Origin of the sequence: Pseudomonas sp. S44 (assembly GCF_016624805.1) — a bacterium.
Lineage (GTDB): Bacteria > Pseudomonadota > Gammaproteobacteria > Pseudomonadales > Pseudomonadaceae > Aquipseudomonas > Aquipseudomonas machongensis.
Window position 1 is genome coordinate 68,278 of the sequence record NZ_JACVTY010000017.1, and the last position, 15,045, is coordinate 83,322.

14 protein-coding genes are annotated in these 15,045 nt (G+C 63.0%); 8 read left to right on the forward strand and 6 right to left on the reverse strand.

What is annotated here, in order from left to right; translation table 11 throughout:
* Nucleotides 1–44: 44 nt before the first annotated feature.
* The 3 genes from mapR to IAE40_RS14635 form a co-directional block, all read right to left on the reverse strand.
* Complete coding sequence (gene mapR, locus IAE40_RS14625) at nt 45–1,454, reverse strand: GntR family transcriptional regulator MpaR (RefSeq protein ID WP_054891539.1); 1,410 nt, start codon at nt 1,452–1,454, stop codon at nt 45–47.
* A gap of 48 nt (nt 1,455–1,502) precedes the next feature.
* A complete protein-coding gene (gene ccoG, locus IAE40_RS14630) occupies nt 1,503–2,909 on the reverse strand; it encodes a cytochrome c oxidase accessory protein CcoG (protein WP_200603441.1) in 1,407 nt (468 codons plus the stop codon).
* Nucleotides 2,910–3,030: 121 nt separating this feature from the next.
* Nucleotides 3,031–3,270 carry a DUF3203 family protein gene (locus IAE40_RS14635; protein WP_054891537.1) on the reverse strand — a complete coding sequence of 80 codons (240 nt, stop codon included), beginning with the start codon at nt 3,268–3,270 and terminating at the stop codon, nt 3,031–3,033.
* Between the two features lie 147 nt (nt 3,271–3,417).
* On the opposite strand from IAE40_RS14635, the gene IAE40_RS14640 reads away from it, so the two are divergent.
* A complete protein-coding gene (locus IAE40_RS14640; protein WP_054891536.1) occupies nt 3,418–3,945 on the forward strand; it encodes an MgtC/SapB family protein in 528 nt (175 codons plus the stop codon).
* 532 nt (nt 3,946–4,477) lie between these two features.
* Here IAE40_RS14640 and IAE40_RS14645 read toward each other — a convergent pair.
* Entirely contained in the window at nt 4,478–4,957 is a 480-nt protein-coding gene (locus IAE40_RS14645; RefSeq protein ID WP_197893443.1) for a GNAT family N-acetyltransferase, read from the reverse strand.
* A 132-nt stretch (nt 4,958–5,089) separates the two neighbouring features.
* Between IAE40_RS14645 and IAE40_RS14650 the strand changes: the two genes are divergently transcribed.
* From IAE40_RS14650 to IAE40_RS14665, 4 genes are all read left to right on the forward strand, one after another.
* Complete coding sequence (locus IAE40_RS14650; protein ID WP_153772723.1) at nt 5,090–5,464, forward strand: hypothetical protein; 375 nt, start codon at nt 5,090–5,092, stop codon at nt 5,462–5,464.
* Complete coding sequence (locus tag IAE40_RS14655; protein WP_200603442.1) at nt 5,461–5,664, forward strand: helix-turn-helix transcriptional regulator; 204 nt, start codon at nt 5,461–5,463, stop codon at nt 5,662–5,664. The genes IAE40_RS14650 and IAE40_RS14655 overlap by 4 nt, the downstream gene beginning before the upstream one ends.
* A gap of 101 nt (nt 5,665–5,765) precedes the next feature.
* Nucleotides 5,766–6,386: a LysE family translocator gene (locus IAE40_RS14660; protein WP_054891533.1), complete on the forward strand. Its 621-nt coding sequence runs from the start codon at nt 5,766–5,768 to the stop codon at nt 6,384–6,386.
* Nucleotides 6,387–6,406: 20 nt separating this feature from the next.
* A complete protein-coding gene (locus tag IAE40_RS14665) occupies nt 6,407–7,279 on the forward strand; it encodes an alpha/beta fold hydrolase (protein WP_153772722.1) in 873 nt (290 codons plus the stop codon).
* An 18-nt stretch (nt 7,280–7,297) separates the two neighbouring features.
* On the opposite strand, the gene xthA is transcribed toward IAE40_RS14665, so the two are convergent.
* Nucleotides 7,298–8,110, reverse strand: a complete 813-nt coding sequence (gene xthA, locus IAE40_RS14670; RefSeq protein WP_054891531.1) for an exodeoxyribonuclease III — start codon at nt 8,108–8,110, stop codon at nt 7,298–7,300.
* A gap of 161 nt (nt 8,111–8,271) precedes the next feature.
* Between xthA and IAE40_RS14675 the strand changes: the two genes are divergently transcribed.
* Genes IAE40_RS14675 through IAE40_RS14685 form a run of 3 tightly spaced genes read left to right on the forward strand, consistent with a single transcriptional unit; the run spans nt 8,272 to nt 14,379 of the window.
* Nucleotides 8,272–8,913 carry a GNAT family N-acetyltransferase gene (locus IAE40_RS14675; RefSeq protein ID WP_153772721.1) on the forward strand — a complete coding sequence of 214 codons (642 nt, stop codon included), beginning with the start codon at nt 8,272–8,274 and terminating at the stop codon, nt 8,911–8,913.
* A 52-nt stretch (nt 8,914–8,965) separates the two neighbouring features.
* Nucleotides 8,966–10,708 carry an autotransporter assembly complex protein TamA gene (locus IAE40_RS14680; protein WP_200603443.1) on the forward strand — a complete coding sequence of 581 codons (1,743 nt, stop codon included), beginning with the start codon at nt 8,966–8,968 and terminating at the stop codon, nt 10,706–10,708.
* Nucleotides 10,708–14,379, forward strand: a complete 3,672-nt coding sequence (locus IAE40_RS14685) for a translocation/assembly module TamB domain-containing protein (protein WP_200603444.1) — start codon at nt 10,708–10,710, stop codon at nt 14,377–14,379. The genes IAE40_RS14680 and IAE40_RS14685 overlap by 1 nt, the downstream gene beginning before the upstream one ends.
* Here the strand turns inward: IAE40_RS14685 and IAE40_RS14690 are convergent.
* A complete protein-coding gene (locus IAE40_RS14690; protein ID WP_151924919.1) occupies nt 14,361–14,933 on the reverse strand; it encodes a DUF2589 domain-containing protein in 573 nt (190 codons plus the stop codon). The two genes, IAE40_RS14685 and IAE40_RS14690, sit on opposite strands and share 19 nt — an antisense overlap.
* Nucleotides 14,934–15,045 lie beyond the last annotated feature (112 nt).

Below are 15,045 nucleotides of genomic sequence, written 5' to 3' on the forward strand. Positions count from 1 at the left end.
GTGCTCGTCCATGTGCAGGTAGCCTCACTATAGCGGCTGATCCTTCAGAATGAGCGCACGATACGCCCCAGTGTCTCCATCGCAGTCTCCGTGGCGTCGTTCCACGGGCTGCCGTAGTTCAGCCTGATGCAGTTGCCGAAGCGCCGGGTCGGCGAGAAGATCGGCCCCGGTGCGATGCTGATGCCTTGCGCCAGGGCCATGTGGAACAGCTTGAGCGCGTCCATCTGCTCGGGCAATTCCAGCCACAGGAAGTAGCCGCCGGCGGGCTGGCTGACCCGTGTCTGCGCCGGGAAGTGGCGGGCAATGGCGGCGAGCATGTTGGCCTGCTGGCCTTCCAGGGCGTAGCGCAACTTGCGCAGGTGGCGATCGTAACCGCCATGTTGCAGGTAGTCGGCGATGGCGGCCTGAGCCGGCATCGAGGCGCAGAGCGAGGTCATCAGCTTGAGCCGCTCGATCTTCTGTGCGAAACGGCCGGCGGCGACCCAGCCCACCCGGTAGCCTGGGGCCAGGCTCTTGGAGAACGAGCCGCAGTGCATGACCAGGCCATCGCGGTCGAAGGCCTTGGCCGGCTTGGGCGCTTGCTGGGCGTAGTAGAGCTCGGCGTAGACGTCGTCCTCGATCAGCGGCACCTGGTGGCGGTGCAGGAGTTCGACCAGTGCCTGCTTTTTCGCCTCGGGCATGCTCGCACCGACCGGGTTCTGGAAGTTGGTCATCGACCATACGGCCTTGACCGGGTGTTTCTCCAGGGTTTGTGCCAGCACCCCCAGGTCCATGCCTTCACGTGGGTGCACGGGAATTTCCACGGCCTTGAGCTTCAGTCGTTCGAGCACCTGCAGGCACACGTAGAAGGCCGGGGCTTCGATGGCAACCAGATCTCCCGGCTCTGTGACTGCCTGCAGGCACAGGTTGAGGGCTTCCAGCGCGCCATTGGTGATCAGCAGCTCTTCCATCGGCAGCATCAGGCCGGCGACCATGTAGCGCAGGGCGATCTGGCGGCGCAACTGCGGGTTGCCCGGTGACAGGTCGGTGACCACCACGCGTGGGTCCATGGCGCGGCTGGCGCTGGCCAGCGAGCGGGCCAGGCGCTGCAGCGGGAACAGGGTGGGGCTGGGGAAGGCCGAGCCGAAGGGCACGGTGTGAGGGTCCTTGATCGAATCAAGGATGGAAAATACCAGGGCACTGACGTCGACATCGGTGGATTCGCTGACCGGTGCCTGTGCCTGGGGTTCGCTGAACTGGCGAGGTGCGTGGGTATTGACGAAGTAGCCCGAACGCGGCCGGGCACGAATCAGCCCGCGGCGCTCGAGCAGGTAATAGGCCTGGAACACCGTGGAGGGGCTGACCCCGTGGGTCTGGCTGGCGTAGCGTACCGAGGGCACACGCTGTCCGGGGCCAAGCACCCCGGAGCGGATCAGTTCTGCGATATCGTCGGCGAATCGTTCGTAGCGTTTCATCGTTGTGTTATTCGGCCTGGCAGGCAAGGTTCAAGGCAGTGTAAGGGATCAGCGGTTGAGCGGCGCAACGAAACGGCTGCGTGCACGGCTGTGCACCTGCGGCTGGTCGCTGTCCTGTACTTCGAACGTGAGGTCTACCGAACTGCTCGTTGGGCGGTCGGCGAGCATCGCCACCGATACCGGCAGTTCGCTCATTTCTCCGGCTGGAATGGATATCGCTTGCTTGCCGTGCAGCACGAAGCCTTCGGCGTCGACCAGACGTAGTCGATAGTGCTGGGGATGCTGGGTCTTGTTGATGATCTTGAGCAGGTAGATATTCTCGATCTGGCCCTGGGCATTTTCACGGAACAGGCCGCGGTCCTTGATGACGTCCAGCGACACCATCGGGCGCGTCTGCAAGGCCATCACCAGGGCGCCGATCATGACCAGCAGGGCCGTGGCGTAACCCAGCAGGCGCGGTCTCAGCCAGTGGGTGCGGCCGCCTTGGAGGTTGTGTTCGGACTTGTAGCCGATCAGGCCGCGGGGGTAGCCCATCTTGTCCATGACCCCGTCGCAGGCGTCGATGCACGCAGCGCAACCGATACAGGCCATCTGCAGGCCGTCGCGGATGTCGATGCCGGTGGGGCAGACCTGCACGCACAGTGTGCAGTCGATGCAGTCGCCCAGATGCTGTGCCTGTCGGTCGCTGCCTTTCTTGCGGGGACCGCGGCTTTCACCGCGGCCTGGATCGTAGGCCACGGCCAGGGTGTCCTTGTCGAACATCACGCTCTGAAAGCGCGCATAGGGGCACATGTGCATGCACACGGCTTCACGCAGCCAGCCGGCGTTCAGGTAGGTGGCGGCAGTGAAAAAGACCACCCAGAACAACGCTACGCCGCCCAGCTGAAGGGTCAGCAGCTCCTGGGCCAGCGGGCGGATGGGGGTGAAGTAACCGACGAAGGTGAGGCCAGTGATCACCCCGATGGCCAGCCACAACCCATGCTTGAGGCTGCGGCGGGCGAACTTGCCGAGGCTCCAGGGCGCGGCGGCCAGGCGGATGCGCTGGTTGCGGTCGCCTTCGGTGACCTTCTCGCACCACATGAAAAGCCAGGTCCAGACGCTCTGCGGGCAGCTGTAGCCACACCACACCCGCCCGGCGAAGACGGTGATGGCGAACAGGCCGAAGGCGCAGATGATCAGCAGTGCCGACAGCAGGATGAAATCCTGTGGCCAGAAGGTTGCGGCAAAGATGTGGAACTTGCTGTCGGCAAGGTCCCAGAGCACGGCCTGGCGACCGTTCCAGTCCAGCCAGGCCGTGCCGAAGAACAACACGAACAACAGGCCGGCGAAGCCGATCCGCAGGTTGCGGTACAGGCCTGTGAAGCTGCGGGTCTGGATGCGCCCGTCTGCGTGGCGCTTGGGGGTCTTGGCCGCAGGCTCGATCTCGATGATTCGGAAGGGGATTCTCTCGCTCATGGTGGTTCGCTCATCAGGCCTCGATCAGGCCCGGGCACTATGGCCCCCGATCTGTTTACAGCACAGGCTCAGGTAGAGCGATAAAAACCATATCAGATGAACGAGAAGTCCCTTGCAGGCCTCAGATTACGGAGCCTGGAGCACTGCTCTTGAGATGTCTGCGACTATCCACCGCACCGATCACGGTCAGGGCGTCGGCTTCGGCTTCGGTGATTGGTATGCGTTCACCCGCCAGCACCGCGACCGACATGCGCAGCTGTTCATCGGTGAAGATCTCGATCTCCGGCCCCAGGCCTTCTATGCGCAGCTTGTCACCGATCAGTGTGCAGCGTTGGTTGCTTTCGTCGATTTCTACCGGCATGACGTTACCCTCCGCAGATGGTTACGGGTGTGACCACAGCGCGCTTCGGGTTGCTGCATCGTTCCGCCGGGCGGATGCTGCCGCACTCCGGGCAAACGCAGCGGTCAATCTTTCAATAGGCCACGGCGCGCTGGTGTGGAGAAACCCATGGATTCCTGGTGGCAGAATGTTTGGCAAGCGATACGGGCAGAGTTCACCGACATCACCGATGAAGGCGAGGTGACGCGGATTCTCGTGCGTCTGCTGATGGCGGCGGTGCTCGGCGCGGTGTTGGGTTTCGAGCGCGAGCACAAGGGCAAGTCGGCCGGGGTGCGGACACACATGCTGGTGTCCATGGGTGCAGCCCTGTTCGTGCTGGCACCGAGCATGGCCGGTGCCGATGCACAGGCGCTGAGCCGGGTGATACAGGGGATCGTCGCCGGGATCGGTTTTCTTGGCGCGGGCACCATTCTCAAGGGCCATGGCCAGGACACCAATCACGTTAAAGGGCTGACGACGGCGGCAGGCCTGTGGATGACGGCGGCGATCGGCACGGCGGCGGGCATGGGGCGCGAGGCGACGGCGTTGGTCAGTACGGTGCTGGCCTTGCTGGTGTTGAGCAGCATGCCGGTGCTGGTGGAGAAGGTCGAGGGGGAGGGTGGTGAGGCGAAGAATGAGGAAAACACAAAGCACTGAGGGGAGCCGAAGCTCCCCTCAAAGCGTTGTTGCCTGCTCTTTTTATTATTGAAAACCGGCCTGTTGTTGTTTTTGTCAGCCTGTTTCGGTGTAACCGGGCCCCTATCCGGGGCCAAGAGCAAACGTATTTTTTTGAGCGCTGACCTGCCTTCATCATTGCTGATCCGATCCTGACAGTCGCTACCTCAAGGTAGTTTTGTTGTTCTGCGTCAGGTCGCGGGGACGAACCCCTGGAACGCGTGCCTACTCCAAAAAAATCTGCTTGCTGCGCCTCTGCCGTGTTGTTCTTGTTATGTCAGAGCCGGTGCATGTTGTTTTTATTGGGGTGTCACGTTTTTTTATTTTTGTTGTGCCAGAGATAAAGCAGATGCCGTGCCAACTTTTCAATATCCATTAAAATCAAGGGCTTAGAGATTTGAGGCGATTTTTTATGACCTGAAAATCTCTCGAATTGTTTCCGTGTTACCCGATTTTTTGCTGGGTGGACGGGGCCGGGTAACACTTTTGGCACAGTCGTGTGGTCGGGCGCGGCTTACCCCTGTGCGAATGCCTTCAGGCGCTCGCCGTCCAGGCGATAACGTACCCATTCATCTTGCGCTTCTGCGCCCAGCGCCTGGTAAAAACCGATAGCCGGTTCATTCCAGTCCAGTACGCTCCATTCCAGGCGGCCGCAACCTCTGGCTACGGCCTCGCGCGCGATGTGCCGCAGTACCTGGCGACCAGCACCGCCGCCGCGTTGTTCGGGGGTGATGTACAGGTCTTCGAGGTAAATGCCGTTGCGGCCCAGCCAGGTTGAGTAGCTATAGAAGTACACGGCAAAGCCGATGGCCGTGCCGTCGCGCTCGCACATCAGGCTGTGCACGGTGCTGCCTTCATCGAACAGGCTGTGCTCGATATCGGCCAGGGTCGCTACCACTTCGTGGCGCGCGCGCTCGTAGTCGGCAAGCTCGGTGATGAAGTCGAGGATCTTGGCGGCGTCGGCGCGACGGGCAGGGCGGATGGTCAGACTCATGAAGGCTTCCTTGTGGTTGGCGGGCACCATGGTAATGGGCCTGGGCCGGCTTGCCGAGATGTAAAGCAAGCTTGACATGATGCGCGGCCTCGCCTTCAATGTAAAACACACTTTACATCCGAGGCTGTTGGCATGCTGCACAAACGTCATGTGATTTCATTCGTCCTGTTCCTCGTCGCCTATATGGCCTGTGTGCTGGTCAGCAGCCATTTCCTCGCGTCCATGGCGCCAGGCGTTGCCAAGACCCTGGTGGCGCTGGTGCCGGTGCCGGCCATGATCGGTATGGCCTGGGCTGTGGTGCAGCAACTGCGCAGCCTCGATGAAATGGTCCGGCGCATCCAACTGGAGGCGTTGGGGCTGGCATTCGTCGCGACGGCGCTGTTGACCTTCAGCTACGGTTTTCTGGAGACCGCTGGCTTCCCACGTTTGTCGATGTTCATGGTCTGGAGCCTGATGGGGCCGTTGTGGGCGCTGGGGACCTTCATCGGGGTGAGGCGTTACCGTTGAACAACCGCATCCGTGAATTGCGAAGTGCGCGTGGCTGGTCGCAGGCCGAACTGGCCGAGCGGCTCGGTGTTTCGCGCCAGACCGTCAATGCCATCGAGACCGGCCGCTACGATCCCAGCCTGCCGCTGGCCTTCAGCATTGCCGGGGTTTTCGAGTTGAGTATCGAAGAGATCTTCGATCCCTCTGCGGCGGTACAGTGATGTGTACAGGTTTAATTTAAGGTAACTGTACCGGTCTAGGCGTGAGGGGTTCCGCTAGTGTGGCAGGACACGATAATCAGTACCTGACGGAAGTCCCTGCCATGCTCGGCTCATACGATCTGCTCACCGCATTCATCCTGTTCGCCTTCGTTTCTTCGATCACCCCAGGGCCGAACAACACCATGTTGCTGGCGTCCGGCGTCAACTTCGGTGTGCGCCGTTCGATCCCCCATGCAATGGGCATCAGCATCGGCTTCATGCTGATGGTGCTGGGCGTGGGGTTCGGGCTGGGCGAACTGTTCAAGGCCTGGCCGCCGCTGTACAGCATCCTGCGCTACGTGGGGGCCGCTTACCTGCTGTACCTGGCGTGGAAGATCGCAACTTCCGGGCCGATCTCCGGGGATGCCGCAGGGACGCGCAAGCCCCTGAGCTTCTGGGGAGCGGCTGCTTTCCAGTGGGTCAATCCGAAGGCCTGGGTCATGGCGGTCGGTGCGATCACCACCTACACCCCGGCCCAGGGCTATGTGCTCAACGTGATTGTCATCGCCGCGCTGTTCGCCTTGGTCAACCTGCCCAGCGTGGGGATCTGGGTCATGTTTGGCAGCGCCTTGCGCAACCTTCTGCAAAATCCGCGCTGGCTGATGCTGTTCAATGTCCTGATGGCCTTGCTGCTGGTGATTTCGTTGTATCCGCTGCTGTTTGTAGAATCGTCGTTTTCCTAGTTCGATGAGTGCGGTACACGATGCAGCTGATTCCCTGGTCCCATGATTGCTCGGAAGGTTTCACGCTACGGGGTTGGCATTCCGAGCCGAGCGGCAAACCGTTGCTGCATTTTCTGCACGGCAACGGTTTCTGCTGCCTGGCATACGAGCCCATGCTGATGCGCCTGGGGGAACACTTCGACCTGTGGTTGTGCGACGTCCAGGGGCACGGCGACAGCGATCACGGCGGCGCCTTTCGTGGCTGGAACCGCACTGCGGAGTTGGTCCTGGAAGCATTCGAGGCGGGACGCCAGGTGTTTGGCGATGTGCCGCGCCATGCGCTCGGACACAGTTTTGGTGGGGTGCTGACCGGGCTGATCCTCGCCAGCAGGCCTGGGTTGTTCGAGCGTGCAGTACTGCTCGATCCGGTGTTGTTCAGCCGACGCATGATCGGGGTGATGGGCGCGGCGGCACTGGTGGGCCTGCACCGGCGTCATGCCCTGGCGCGCAAGGCCGCAACCCGGCGCAGCCATTGGCCGGACCGCGAGGCGGCGCTGGCGTCGCTGCAGGGGCGGGGGATCTTCAAGGGTTGGAGCGACGCGGCGCTGCACGCGTATATCGGGCATGCCATCGGCGATTGCGGCGAAGGCGTGGTGCTCAAGTGCCGACCCGGCCGTGAGGTTGAGATTTTCAGCACCTTCCCGGCGCGCATGTGGCCAAGTCTGCAGCGCATCACCACGCCGACGCTGATCCTGCATGGTGAAACCACCTACCCATTCGTGCCGCATTCGGTGCGGCGCCTGGTGGCGCTCAATGCCAATGTCAGCGAGCGACAGGTGGCGGGTGGTCATTGCTTCATGCAGGAAGATCCGGTGAGCGCCGCGCAGGCGGTCGAGGCGTTCCTGCGCGGTTGAGTCCGATGGCCTGCGCCGTCAGGCCAGTTCCAGCCAGATGGGGGCGTGGTCCGAGGGCTTCTCCATCGCCCGCAGTTCATAGTCGACGCCCGCCGCCTTCAGGCGTGGAAGCAGTGCCTGCGACGCCATGATCAGGTCGATGCGCAGGCCACGCTTGGGTTCGTCCTCGAAACCGCGGCTGCGGTAGTCGAACCAGCTGAAGCGGTCCGCTACCTCCGGGTGCAGGTGACGGAAGCTGTCCACCAGGCCCCAGCCTTTGAGGCGCTCCATCCATTCACGTTCTTCGGGCAGGAAGCTGCATTTGCCGGTCTTGAGCCAGCGCTTGGCGTTATCGGCACCGATGCCGATGTCGCAGTCCTGGGGCGAGATGTTCACATCGCCCATCACCACCAATGGCTGGTCATTGCGGAACTGACCTTCGAGCAGGGTCTGCAGGTCGCTGTAGAAGCGTTGCTTGGCCGGGAACTTGGTGGGGTGGTCGCGGCTTTCGCCCTGGGGGAAGTAGCCGTTCATGATGGTGATCGGGGTGCCGTCGGCATCGGCGAAGGTGCCCCAGATGAAGCGGCGTTGAGCGTCCTCTTCATCGGTGCTGAAGCCCTTGACCAGCGACAATGGCGCCTGGCGCGAGAGCAGGGCAACCCCGTAGTGGCCCTTCTGGCCATGGAAATGCACGTGATAGCCCAATGCTTGTACTTCGGCCAGCGGGAACTGATCGTCACTGACCTTGGTTTCCTGCAGGCCGATGACGTCTGGCTGGTGCTTCTCGATCAGCGCAGCCAGCTGGTGCGGGCGGGCGCGCAGGCCATTGATGTTGAACGAGACGATCTTCATGGAAAGACGATCCTGGTAAAAGCCTCGGATGCTAGCCGACATCGGCCGTCATCACCAGCGTGGCAGCGTCGCTGGGGCGCTGCTAACGTGCTGGAGGGGGAACGATGTACGACACGACGCCTCCAAGGCTCTGCTACGTACATTCCAGGAGGATCATCGCAATGTCCGACGCCCCGGCGCATATCAGCCTGCTCGACGATGGCTACAGCCGCGAAGTGCGTTCGCTGCTCTACCATGCGTATCGTCACGAGCCGACCTTCGCCTATCTGTTCGATGCACAGCGGCGGGGTTATGAGCGGCGCCTGCGGGTGATGGTGCGCGAATGGGTGCGCCAGCACTTCTACCTGCAGTTGCCGGCAATCGGTGTGCTGGTCAACGACCGCCTGGTCGGTGCCGCGCTGATCGTGCCGCCGCAACGTCGCCTTGGAGTGGCCGACAGTTGGGCCTGGCGCCTGCGCATGCTGCTGGGGACAGGCCGGCGCTGCACGCGTCGATACCTCGAGTATCAAGCGGCACTGGCGGCGTGCCTGCCCAGTCAGCAAGTCCATGTGCTGCCTCTGCTGGGGGTGCACCCGCAGTTTCAGGGACAACACTATGGTGAGCAATTGTTACAGGCGGTGCACGACTGGTGCGCCGACGATCCCGATACCCAAGGCGTGATCCTCGACACCGGCAATGCCCATTACCTGGCCTTCTACGAGCGCCAGGGCTATCAGGAGATTGGTGAGGTCGCGGTCGGGCCAATCCGAGAGAGAGTGTTCTTTCATCCGAATCCGCTGTCCTCCAACCCGGCAATTGCTTGATCGCAACCTCCTGCGGCTTACGCTGCCGCTTCGCTCTGGTAGCATGCCCCGCATGACGTATTCAGGAAGACTTGGTTGGGGCGTGCTGTTGCTCGCCGCCAGCTGCACAGCATGGGGCCAGAGCGAACTGTTGGTACGGGTCAAACCGTCCAACAAGACGTTGCAGGCCAATATCGAAGGCTACATCGGCAGCCTGGGTGATCGCGACGAGGAGGCCTTGCTGCGGTTCAGCCGCGGGGCTGAGGAGCAGGCGCGCAAGGCGGCCCAGGCGCTGGGCTATTACCAGGCGCAGATCGACACCGAGGTCAAGCCGCCGAGCAAGGCCGATCAACCCGTACAACTGATCATCCGGGTCGACCCGGGCGAGCCGGTGCGCCTGCGCAATGTGACCGTGCGCATCGAAGGCCCGGCGAGCGAGATGAAGGCCTTTCGCATTCCGGACAGCAAGGCATTGCGCCCGGGCGAGCAGCTCAATCATGGCGTCTACGAGGACGCCAAGCGGCTGATCCAGAACCAGGCTTCGCGCTATGGCTTCTTCGACGGGCGCTTTTCCCGTCAGCGCCTTGCGGTAGACCCGCAAGCAGGCGTTGCGGATATCGAACTGGTGTACCAGAGTGGCCCGCGTTATCGCCTGGGCAAGGTGACCTTCGGCGGCGACGCACCGCTGGACGACGACCTGCTGCAACGCATGGTCGGCTTCAAGCCGGGAACACCCTACGATTCCGAACTGGTGGCCGAACTCAATAACGACCTGCAGTCCAGTGGCTATTTCGAAGGAGTACGTGTCGATGCGGCGCCGACGGCGGCGGTCGATGACGTGGTGCCGGTGGACGTGCGCCTGGATACCCGTAAACCGCGAACGCTTGGGCTGGGCCTGGGGTTTTCGACCGACGTGGGGCCACGGGGCAAGGCCAACTGGACACGGCACTGGGTCAATCCCCAAGGCCACAGTTATGGCTGGGAGACCGAGCTCTCGGCGCCCCGGCAGAACGTCGGCCTGTGGTATGACATCCCGCTGGACCCTCCACTGACCGACAAGCTGCGCTTTGCCGGTGGTTACCAGAACGAAGAGATCGCCGGCACCGACACCCTCAGCAAGCTGCTGACTGTCGGCCCCGAATGGCACAGCAAATTGCCCAGCGGCTGGCAGCGGGTGATCTCGCTGAAGTACCAGCGCGAGGAATACCGCCTGGGCGACGACTCCGGGCTGAGCAACCTGCTGATGCCTGGGGTGAGCTTTTCCTATTTGCACAGTGACAACCGCATCGACCCGCACAATGGCTATCGCCTGCAGTTCGACCTGCAGGCGGCCAAGGAAGGGCTGGGCTCCGACACCAACCTGGTGCATGGCAATGTCCTGCTCAAGGGCCTCACCACCCTGGGGCAGAACCATCGCTTCCTCGGGCGCGTGCAGTTCGGTGGCAGCGCTACCAACGGCTACCAGCAGAACGTCCCGCCCTCACTACGCTTCTTCGCCGGTGGCGACCAGAGCGTAAGGGGCTATGACTACCAGACGCTGTCGCCGAAGAACAACAAGGGCGACCGTATCGGTGGCCGCTACCTGGTGGCCGGCAGTGCCGAGTACCAGTATTCGCTCACGGAGAAATGGCGCGTGGCGACCTTTATCGACCAGGGCAATTCGTTCAATTCGCTGGAACTGCCCAGCCTCAAGACCGGGGTCGGCATCGGCGTGCGCTGGGTCTCGCCAGTCGGGCCGCTGCGTCTGGACCTGGCGCGCGCGCTGGACGACGACGGTGGTATCCGGCTGCATTTCTCCATGGGGCCTGAACTGTGATGCGCCTGCTCAAACCTGTGTTGTCGATCGTATTGGGCTTGCTGGTGCTGGTGGGACTTTGCGCAACTTTGGTACTGGGAACGCAAGCGGGCAGCCGCTGGGCCCTGAGCCGGGTGCCGGGGCTTGAGGTCGAAGACTTCCAAGGCCATCTGGGAGGCCAATGGCAGGCCGCCCGTGTGGTCTGGGCCCAGGATGGCAGCCGGGTCGAGCTGCAGGCACCGCAACTGCAATGGTCACCATCGTGCCTGTTGCGCGCCACGCTGTGCGTGCAGCGGTTGCAAGCCGAGCGCATCGACATGGCGTTCGCTGCGAGTGAGTCGCAGCCAGAAACTGGGCCGTTGCAACTGCCCGAACTGCGTTTGCCGATCGCAATCGAGCTGGGTGAGGTCAAGATCGGTCAGTTACGCCTGGATGGCAGTGACCTGCTCGGCGACCTGCAACTGGCCGCCCACTGGACCACCGAAGGCCTGCGTATCGACGCCCTGCAATTGCAGCGTGACGACCTGCACCTGAGCCTGCAGGGCAATCTGCTGCCCCAAGGTGATTGGCCGCTTCAGGCCGATGCCACCCTGCAACTGCCGGCAGTGGATGGTCAGGCCTGGCAATTGGTGCTCAATGCCAAGGGCGACCTGCAGAAGACCTTGGCCCTCGAGGGCACCAGCACGGGTTATCTCGAGGCGAAGCTCGAGGGTGAGCTGCAAGCGCTGGCCGATCACTTGCCCGCGACACTGCAGATCCGCGCCGAGACGTTCCGGCCCTCTGCCTCGTTACCCGACCCGCTGCAACTGAACCAGCTCAACCTTCAGGCCAAGGGTGATCTGCTCAAGGGATACCTGCTCAAGGGTACGGCCAGCCTTCCGGCCGAGCAGGGGCCAGTGGCCCTGGCCCTGAGCGGCAAGGTCGATGCCAAGGGTGCCCGACTCGAGACACTGGACCTCAGCGCCAGTGAGACCCAGCGCCTCACGTTGCAGGCCAGTGCCGACTGGCAGCAAGGGCTGACGGCCGATGCCCGGATCGACTGGCTCGATTTTCCCTGGCTGCGTCTGTACCCGATGGACGAAGCACCGCAAGTCACGCTCAAACGCTTCAACGCCCAGGTGCACTATCGCGACGGTACCTACACCGGTGATTTCAAAGGAGACCTCGATGGCCCGGCCGGTGCGTTCAGCCTGGCCAGCCCGTTCGATGGCGACCTGACCCAGGTGCGCCTGCCACAGTTGGCACTCGTGGCCGGGCAGGGCAGGGCATCGGGTGCCGTGGCGCTGGGCTTTGCTGACGCGATTACCTGGGATGTCGATCTGCAACTGTCGGCGCTCGACCCCGCCTATTGGCTGGCGGAGCTGCCGGGCACCCTGGCAGGGCCGCTGCGCAGCAAGGGTGAATTGAAGAACGAGCGTCTGCAGCTCGCTGCCCAACTTGACCTCAAAGGGCGCCTGCGTGGTCAGCCGGCGGTGCTCAAGGCGGATGCCAAGGGTGCAGGTGAGGACTGGACGCTCGGTGCGCTGGCGATCCAGTTGGGTGACAACCGGATCAATGGCAGTGGCAGCCTTCAGCAGCGCCTTGCCGGTCGCCTCGATCTCGACTTGCCGCGCCTTGGCCAGCTGTGGCCGCGCTTGCAGGGGCAGGTCAAAGGTCGCCTCGATCTGGCTGGCACGCTGGCTGCGCCGCAGGGTGCCTTTAGTCTTCAGGGGCAACAGCTGGCCCAGGCCGACAACCGCATACAGCGCCTGGATCTCGACGCACACCTGGACAGCGCCCAGCGTGGACTGATCACCCTCAAGGCCGGCAATATCCGCCTGGGCGAAACGGCCTTGGGCAATCTTGATGCCACGGGCAAAGGTGATATCCGTCAGCAGGCGCTGACAGTGGCGCTGAATGGCCCCCAGCTCAAGCTCGACCTTGCATTGGACGGCACGCTCGGCAAGGGTGATTGGCGTGGCCGCCTGGCCAGCGGGCGCATCCAGGCGGGCGGTCAGGACTGGCAATTGCAAGCCCCCGCCCGCCTCCAGCGCCTGGCCAACGGCCAGCTCGACTTCGGTGCACATTGCTGGCGCTCCGGCGCTGCCAGCCTGTGTGGTGAGGATCAGCGCCTGGCGCCGGATCCACGTTTGCGCTACCACCTCAAGCAGTTCCCCATCGACAGTCTGGCCCAGTGGCTGCCGAAGGATTTCGCCTGGCAAGGCATGCTCAATGCCGACATCAACCTGGATATGCCGGCCAGCGGCCCCAAAGGCACGGTGCGCATCGATGCCAGCGGCGGCACGCTGCGGGTCCGCGATAACGGGCGCTGGATCGACTTCCCCTACCAGACGCTCCGCCTGGACAGTACCTTGGCACCGCGGCGGGTAGACACGTCGCTGGCGTTTCGTGGCGACCGGTTGGGGGAGTTTAACCTGTCGACACGCATCGATCCCCTGGGCCGGGACAAACCGCTTTCCGGTGAATTTCGCCTTTCCGGGCTGGACCTATCGATCGCCCGGCCTTTCGTGCCGATGGTCGAGCGCCTGGCCGGGCAACTCAACGGCGACGGGCGTTTGTCGGGTACCTTGCTGGCGCCCCAGGTCAACGGCAACCTGACGCTTAGCGGCGGGCATGTCAGTGGCGCCGAGTTGCCGGTCAGCCTGGAAGACTTGTCGTTGCGAGCGCTCGTCGCCGGGGAGCAGATCCGGATCAGCGGTGACTGGCGAAGTGGCGAGGCCGGTCGCGGGCAATTGGCCGGCGAGCTGGCTTGGGGGCAGGCGTTGGCTGTCGACTTGCGTTTGCAAGGCCAGCAGCTTCCAGTGAACGTCGAGCCCTATGCCGCGCTGGAGGTCGCGCCGGATCTCAATATCCGCCTGTCCGGCGACAAGCTGGCGGTGACGGGCAAAGTTCAGGTACCCAAGGGCAAGATCACCGTGCGCGAGCTGCCGCCTTCGACGGTGAAGGTCTCCGACGACACGGTGATTGTCGGCCACCAGACCGAAGAGGGTACGCCGCCGATGGCGGTCGCGATGGACATCGATGTCGAAGTCGGTCGTGACAAGTTGTCCTTCAGCGGCTTTGGCCTGACCGCCAATCTGCTGGGTCATGTGCACATAGGTGACAACCTGGACACGCGTGGTGAGTTGAGCCTGGCTGACGGTCGTTATCGAGCCTACGGCCAGCGCCTGACCATCCGTCGTGCGCGGCTGTTGTTCGCAGGCCCCCTCGATCAGCCATACCTGGATATCGAAGCGATCCGCAAGGTCGATGACGTGATTGCGGGTATTCGCCTGAGCGGCAGTGCCGAGCAGCCGACTACCCAAGTGTTCTCGGAGCCGGCCATGAGCCAGGAGCAGGCGTTGTCGTATCTCGTGTTGGGACGTCCCCTGGGCAATTCTGGCGAGGATAACAACATGCTGGCTGAAGCGGCCTTGGGCCTGGGCCTTGCCGGTAGCGCCGGGATTACCGGGAGCCTGGCCTCGAGCCTGGGAATCGATGATTTTCAGCTCGACACCGAAGGTTCGGGCAACAAGACCAACGTGGTGGCCAGCGGCAACCTGACCGAACGCCTCAGCCTGCGTTATGGGGTCGGTGTGTTCGAGCCAGCCAACACCATTGCCTTGCGCTACAAACTGAGCAAGAAGGTCTATCTGGAGGCCGCCAGCGGGCTGGCGAGCTCGCTGGACATCTTCTACAAACGCGACTTCTGATCTGATCGGCGGACAGTGGCGGCTTCGATGAACTCGTTGCCGTCTGCGCCTGGCTCCGGGGCGGGCATGGGCGGTGTGCGCACAGGCATGATCAGGTTGGTGTACTCCTCGATCAGCCGGTTGATCGCTTCGGGCGGCTCGCAGGCCTGGAACTGCATGCGAATCTGTACTTCGTCGGGGTCGCGTCCTTCGCCACGGCGCGTTTGGGCGCCGACGGTGACCTTGAAGTGCGAGCATGAGGTGGTGTCGTTGGCCTGCTGCAGCAAATCCTGTCGGGCCTGAGCGTTCTTCACGTGAACCGACAGGTCGACCTGCATGCGCTCCAGGGCCAGGCCCTTGGTGGACACCAGGGCAATCAGCGGGATGCGCAAGGTGTGCGTGTCGTCCATCGCCACTTCTACCATCTTGGCGCGCATCGGCATGCCGGGCTGCTCGGCGTCCACGTCGAAGAACTGATCGAAGAGTCTGAGGTATTGCTGGGCAATCAGGGTATTGGTTGCCGCGGCGGCTTCCTGGAGCCCGCGTGTGATGTCGCGCAGGTCGGTGGATGTCATGGGCGTTGGTTGAGCGTGTTCGCAGGGCTGATCCAATCAACGGTCTCCGGTGCGGATGCCGCAGGTGCCCGGGTGGAGACCTGCGGCAGGTGGGCGCGAGCTAGGCTATAGC

Coding starts and splice junctions, on each gene's coding strand:
- mapR (WP_054891539.1), bottom strand. CDS start 1,454: ATGAAACGCTACGAACGATTCGCCGACGATATCGCAGAACTGATCCGC.
- ccoG (WP_200603441.1), bottom strand. CDS start 2,909: ATGAGCGAGAGAATCCCCTTCCGAATCATCGAGATCGAGCCTGCGGCC.
- IAE40_RS14635 (WP_054891537.1), bottom strand. CDS start 3,270: ATGCCGGTAGAAATCGACGAAAGCAACCAACGCTGCACACTGATCGGT.
- IAE40_RS14640 (WP_054891536.1), top strand. CDS start 3,418: ATGGATTCCTGGTGGCAGAATGTTTGGCAAGCGATACGGGCAGAGTTC.
- IAE40_RS14645 (WP_197893443.1), bottom strand. CDS start 4,957: ATGAGTCTGACCATCCGCCCTGCCCGTCGCGCCGACGCCGCCAAGATC.
- IAE40_RS14650 (WP_153772723.1), top strand. CDS start 5,090: ATGCTGCACAAACGTCATGTGATTTCATTCGTCCTGTTCCTCGTCGCC.
- IAE40_RS14660 (WP_054891533.1), top strand. CDS start 5,766: ATGCTCGGCTCATACGATCTGCTCACCGCATTCATCCTGTTCGCCTTC.
- IAE40_RS14665 (WP_153772722.1), top strand. CDS start 6,407: ATGCAGCTGATTCCCTGGTCCCATGATTGCTCGGAAGGTTTCACGCTA.
- xthA (WP_054891531.1), bottom strand. CDS start 8,110: ATGAAGATCGTCTCGTTCAACATCAATGGCCTGCGCGCCCGCCCGCAC.
- IAE40_RS14675 (WP_153772721.1), top strand. CDS start 8,272: ATGTCCGACGCCCCGGCGCATATCAGCCTGCTCGACGATGGCTACAGC.
- IAE40_RS14680 (WP_200603443.1), top strand. CDS start 8,966: ATGACGTATTCAGGAAGACTTGGTTGGGGCGTGCTGTTGCTCGCCGCC.
- IAE40_RS14685 (WP_200603444.1), top strand. CDS start 10,708: ATGCGCCTGCTCAAACCTGTGTTGTCGATCGTATTGGGCTTGCTGGTG.
- IAE40_RS14690 (WP_151924919.1), bottom strand. CDS start 14,933: ATGACATCCACCGACCTGCGCGACATCACACGCGGGCTCCAGGAAGCC.